General features: G+C 70.4%; 5 protein-coding genes and 1 pseudogene. All 6 read left to right on the top strand.

Annotation, left to right across the window (positions count from 1 at the left end):
* A partial coding sequence (gene pstA / locus VFM98_RS07970) for a phosphate ABC transporter permease PstA (protein WP_325109379.1) occupies window positions 1-689 on the top strand: 689 nt, incomplete at its 5' end.
* Window positions 690-1,457 carry a phosphate ABC transporter ATP-binding protein PstB gene (pstB, locus tag VFM98_RS07965; RefSeq protein WP_325109378.1) on the top strand — a complete coding sequence of 256 codons (768 nt, stop codon included), beginning with the start codon at window positions 690-692 and terminating at the stop codon, window positions 1,455-1,457.
* Between the two features lie 13 nt (window positions 1,458-1,470).
* Window positions 1,471-2,184, top strand: coding sequence for a phosphate signaling complex protein PhoU (gene phoU, locus VFM98_RS07960; protein ID WP_325109377.1), 714 nt, complete (start codon window positions 1,471-1,473; stop codon window positions 2,182-2,184).
* Window positions 2,181-2,879 (top strand): phosphate regulon transcriptional regulator PhoB, encoded by a 699-nt coding sequence (gene phoB / locus VFM98_RS07955; RefSeq protein ID WP_325109376.1) that lies wholly within the window; start codon window positions 2,181-2,183, stop codon window positions 2,877-2,879. The genes phoU and phoB overlap by 4 nt, the downstream gene beginning before the upstream one ends.
* The gene (gene phoR / locus VFM98_RS07950) at window positions 2,876-4,213 is read left to right on the top strand and encodes a phosphate regulon sensor histidine kinase PhoR (RefSeq protein WP_325109375.1); all 1,338 of its coding nucleotides are present in this window, start codon (window positions 2,876-2,878) and stop codon (window positions 4,211-4,213) included. The genes phoB and phoR overlap by 4 nt, the downstream gene beginning before the upstream one ends.
* Window positions 4,214-4,478: 265 nt before the next feature.
* A pseudogene (locus VFM98_RS07945) lies at window positions 4,479-4,838 on the top strand (hypothetical protein); the annotation flags it as partial.

The raw sequence follows: 4,838 nt of genomic DNA, 5'->3' as shown, positions 1-4,838 counted from the left end.
TGAGCGAGATGACGCCGCCGCCCGACGAAGCGGGCGGCCTGCTCAACGCGATCTGGGGCTCGGTGCTGATGGTGGCGCTGGCCACCTTCGTCGGCACGCCGATCGGCATCCTGGCCGGCGTCTACCTGGCGGAGTACGACCGCAGGGGCTGGCTGGGCGCCACCACGCGCTTCGTCAACGACATCCTGCTGTCGGCGCCTTCCATCGTGATCGGCCTGTTCGTCTACGGCGTGGTGGTGGCGCGCTTCCGGCACTTCTCCGGCTGGGCGGGCGGCATCGCGCTGGCGCTGATCGTGATCCCGATCGTGATCCGCACCACCGAGAACATGCTGTTGCTGGTGCCCGCCGGCCTGCGCGAAGCGGCCTACGCGCTCGGCGCGCCGAAGTGGAAGGTGATCTCCGGCATCACGCTGCGCGCCGCCCGCGCCGGCGTCGTCACCGGGGTGCTGCTCGCCGTCGCGCGGATCGCGGGCGAGACGGCGCCGCTGCTCTTCACCGCGCTGAACAACCAGTTCTTCACCTCCGACCTGGACCAGCCCATGGCCAGCCTGCCGGTGACGATCTTCAAGTTCGCGCTGAGCCCCTACGAAAACTGGCAGCAGCTCGCCTGGGCCGGCGTCTTCCTCATCACCCTGGCCGTGCTCGGCCTCAACATCCTGGCGCGTGTGCTCACGCGCAGCAAGTCCTGAATGTCCTCGCCCGCCCCAGCCAAGCTCACCGTCCGCAACCTCGACTTCTACTATGGCAGGTACCACGCGCTGAAGAACATCAACCTGGAGATCCCCGAGAAGAAGGTCACGGCCTTCATCGGGCCCTCCGGCTGCGGCAAGTCCACGCTGCTGCGCACCTTCAACCGCATGTACCAGCTCTATCCGGACCAGCGGGCCGAGGGCGAGATCGCCTACGAGGGCGAGAACCTGCTGACCTCGAAGAAGGACGTGGCGCTGATCCGCGCCAGGATCGGCATGGTGTTCCAGAAGCCCACGCCGTTCCCGATGTCGATCCACGACAACATCGCCTTCGGCGTGCGCCTGTTCGAGAACCTCGGCGCCGAGGAGATGGACGAGCGCGTCGAATGGGCGCTGCAGAAGGCGGCGCTGTGGGACGAGGTGAAGGGCAAGCTGCGCCAGAGCGGCGCCAGCCTCTCCGGCGGCCAGCAGCAGCGCCTGTGCATCGCGCGCGGCATCGCCATCAAGCCGGACGTGCTGCTGCTGGACGAACCGTGTTCGGCGCTGGATCCGATCTCCACCGGCAAGATCGAGGAGCTGATCACCGAGCTGAAGAAGGACTACACCGTCGTGATGGTCACGCACAACATGCAGCAGGCGGCGCGGGTCTCCGACTACACGGCGTACATGTATCTCGGCCAGCTGGTCGAAGTGGGCGAGACGGAGCAGATCTTCTTCAAGCCCCGGCGCCGTGAGACCGAGGACTACATCACCGGCCGCTTCGGCTGAAGGAGGCAGGGACATGACGGACAAGCATCTCTCCACCCAGTTCGACAGCGAGCTCAACGCGCTGTCCTCGCGCGTGATGGAAATGGGCGGGCTGGCCGAGGCGCAGATCCGGCAGGCGAGCTACGCCCTGGCCAACTTCAACGAAGAGGCCGCGGCGCGCGTCATGCAGGACGAGCACCGCGTCAACCTGATGGAGCTGGAGATCGACCGCGAGCTGTCCTCCGTGATCGCGCGGCGCCAGCCGGCGGCGCGCGACCTGCGGTTGCTGATGGCGATGTCCAGGGTCACGGCCAACCTGGAGCGCGTGGGCGACGAGGCCGAGCGCGTGGCGCGCATGGTGCAGGCCATCGTGGCCAAGGGCGGCGCGCTGCGCCCGCTGCCGGCGGGCGAGCTGCGGGTGGCGGCGGAGCTCGCCAGCGGGCAGCTGCGCCAGGCGCTGGATGCCTTCGCGCGGCTGGACACCGAAGCCGCGCTGGCCATCCTGAAGGCCGACGATGCGCTGGACCGCGAGTTCGACGGCTTCGTGCGCAAGCTCATCACCTACATGATGGAAGACCCGCGCACCATCTCCGCCGGGTTGGACCTGCTGTTCGTGGCCAAGGCGATCGAGCGCATCGGCGACCATGCGACCAACATCGCGGAGTTCATCATCTACGTGGCCAAGGGCGCGGACGTGCGGCACAGTACGATGGAGCAGATCGAATCCACCGTGAAGTCGCGCGGATGAAGCCGCAAGCCCGCATCCTGATCGTCGAGGACGAGCCCGCGATCGCCGAGCTGATCGCCGTGAACCTGCGCCACAACGGCCTCGCGCCGGTCTGGGCGGAGGACGGCGAGGCCGCGCAGCGCGAGATCGACGCCGTGCTGCCCGATGCGATCCTGCTGGACTGGATGCTCCCCGGCGCCAGCGGCGTGCAGCTCGCGCGCCGCTGGCGCGCCGACGCCCGCACTCGCGGCGTGCCGATCCTCATGCTCACCGCCCGCGGCGACGAGCCGGACAAGGTCGCCGGCCTGGATGCCGGGGCCGACGACTACATCACCAAGCCCTTCTCCACCCGGGAGCTGCTGGCGCGCATCCGCGCGGTGCTGCGGCGGCGCGCGCCGGAGAAATCGGAAGAGGGCGTGACGCTCGGCGGCCTGGCGCTCGATGCCGCCACGCATCGCGTGTCGTTCAACGGCCAGCCGCTGAAGCTGGGACCGACGGAATTCAAGCTGCTGCACTTCCTGATGAAGCATCCCGAGCGGGTGCACAGCCGCCAGCAGCTGCTGGACCGCGTCTGGGGCGACCACGTCTTCCTCGAGGAGCGCACGGTGGACGTGCACGTGAAGCGCCTGCGCGAGGCGCTGGGCCCGGCGGGAGCCCTGGTGGAGACGGTGCGCGGGGCGGGCTACCGCATCACGGCGCAGCCGGGGAGCGCGTGAGCGCCCGTGCCTTCGCCTTTGCGCTGAGCCTCGCTCTCGGGGCCCTGGTCGGCTGGTTGCTGGAGTCCTGGCCGGGCGCCACCCTCGGCATGGCTGCGGGTGCGGCGGCCTGGTTCGCGGTCGACACGCTCGCGGCCTCGCGCGTGCTGCGCTGGCTCGACGCCGGCCAGCTGCGCGGCGCCCCCGCCATGGGCGGCGTGTGGGGTCGGGCGGCGGCGCGGGCGCGACGGGCGCTGGCCGCGCGCGAGGAACGCGCGGAAGATGCCGAGCGGCGGCTGGAGGCCTTCCTCGATGCGATCCGCAGCTCGCCGAATGGCGTGGTGCTGCTCGATGGGCGCGGCTGCATCGAATGGTTCAACCAGACCGCGGCCACCCACCTGGGGCTGGATGCGCAGCGCGACCTGCAGCAGCAGGTGGTGAACCTGCTGCGCGATCCTCGCTTCGCCGCGTTCTACCACGCCGGCAACTACAACGGCGAGGTGGTGATCGATGCGCCGCGCAGCACCCCGGCGCGGCCGCGCAGGCTGGCGCTGCACGTGCATCCCTACGGTGAAGGCAAGCGGCTGCTGCTCTCGCGCGACGTCACGGAAGTGGAGCAGGCGGAGCGCATGCGGCGCGACTTCGTGGCCAACGTCTCGCACGAGATCCGCACGCCGCTGACGGTGCTCTCCGGCTTCGTCGAGACGCTGCAGACGCTCGAATTGCCCGCCGCGGAGCGCGAGCGCTACCTCGGCATGATGGCGCAGCAGGCCGAGCGCATGCAGATGCTGGTGGCGGACCTGCTCACGCTCTCGCGCCTGGAAGGCAGCCCGCCGCCGGGCGAGGGCGAGTGGGTGGCCGCGCAGAGCCTGGTCGCCCAGTGCGAGCAGGAGGCGCGCGCGCTGGCCACCGTACAGGCCAAGACCCTGCGGCTCGCGTTCGAGGCTGCGCCCGACATGGCCCTCAGCGGCGCGCCGGGCGAGCTGCAAAGCGCGCTGTCCAACCTGGTGAGCAATGCGGTGCGCTACACGCCTTCCGGCGGCACGGTGCAAGTGCGGGCGGCGAGCACGCCCGGAGGCGGTGCGGTGTTGTCGGTGCGCGACAGCGGCCCCGGCATCCCGCCCGAGCACCTGCCGCGCCTGACCGAGCGCTTCTACCGGGTGGACCGCAGCCGCTCGCGCGAAAGCGGCGGCACCGGCCTGGGGCTGGCGATCGTCAAGCACGTCGTGCAGCGCCATGGCGGCGAGCTGCGCATCGACAGCGCGCCCGGCCAGGGCTCCACCTTCACGATCGCGCTGCCGCCGGCGCGCGTGCGCGTGCAGGCTCAGGCCGGCACGACGATGCGCGCCGGGTGACCTCCTTCTCTCCGCCTATTCGGCTCAGCGGTACGGCCTCCGGGCGGTCGCCTCCGGCGTGGCTTCCTACCTGGAAAAGGCGAACGGGCCGGCCGGCCGGGTCGTGCGCGAAATCCGCGCCGTCGCCGAAGGACGCGGGTCCGGGGCCTGGGAGGAGGCCACAAGCGCGATGCGGCGCCCGAGCCGTCCCCGGTGGCCTGGTCCAACGCATGCGCTGCCTGACGGCCATCAACTTCGGTGGTGCGCCGTGCACCATACTTCCTTCATGCGCTGCGCCATCTTCCCGGCCACTCTTGCCGCAGTGCTCCTGGCGGGCTGTTCCGGCATGCTTCCGCGCGGGAGTTCCGACACGCCGGCGCCGTTCGCAACGTATGCCCAAGCCGAGGAAGCGGTGCGGAAGATCGAGCCGTTTCGTACCAGCCTCGGCGAACTCGCCACCCTCGGATTCGATCCCGAAGGGGGTCGCAATGTCACCTTGATCCCGTATCCGGATATCCTGGCCCGGCTCGCACCCTATCCCGGCGTGGCGCCCGAGCAGCTCGATCCCGGGATCCGCGCCTGCATCCTCGCGGCCACCGAATGCCGCGGCTACCTGTTCCGCTTCAGCCAGGAACACCGGCGCCGC

Origin of the sequence: Ramlibacter sp. (genome assembly GCF_035706265.1) — a bacterium.
Classification (GTDB): domain Bacteria; phylum Pseudomonadota; class Gammaproteobacteria; order Burkholderiales; family Burkholderiaceae_C; genus Ramlibacter.
The sequence above is the reverse complement of the archived record's forward strand: the minus strand, read 5'-3'. Positions and strand labels throughout refer to the sequence as shown.

Excerpts from the sequence above, each read along its gene's own strand:
- phoU (WP_325109377.1), top strand. The coding sequence starts at position 1,471 with ATGACGGACAAGCATCTCTCCACCCAGTTCGACAGCGAGCTCAACGCG.
- pstB (WP_325109378.1), top strand. The coding sequence starts at position 690 with ATGTCCTCGCCCGCCCCAGCCAAGCTCACCGTCCGCAACCTCGACTTC.
- phoB (WP_325109376.1), top strand. The coding sequence starts at position 2,181 with ATGAAGCCGCAAGCCCGCATCCTGATCGTCGAGGACGAGCCCGCGATC.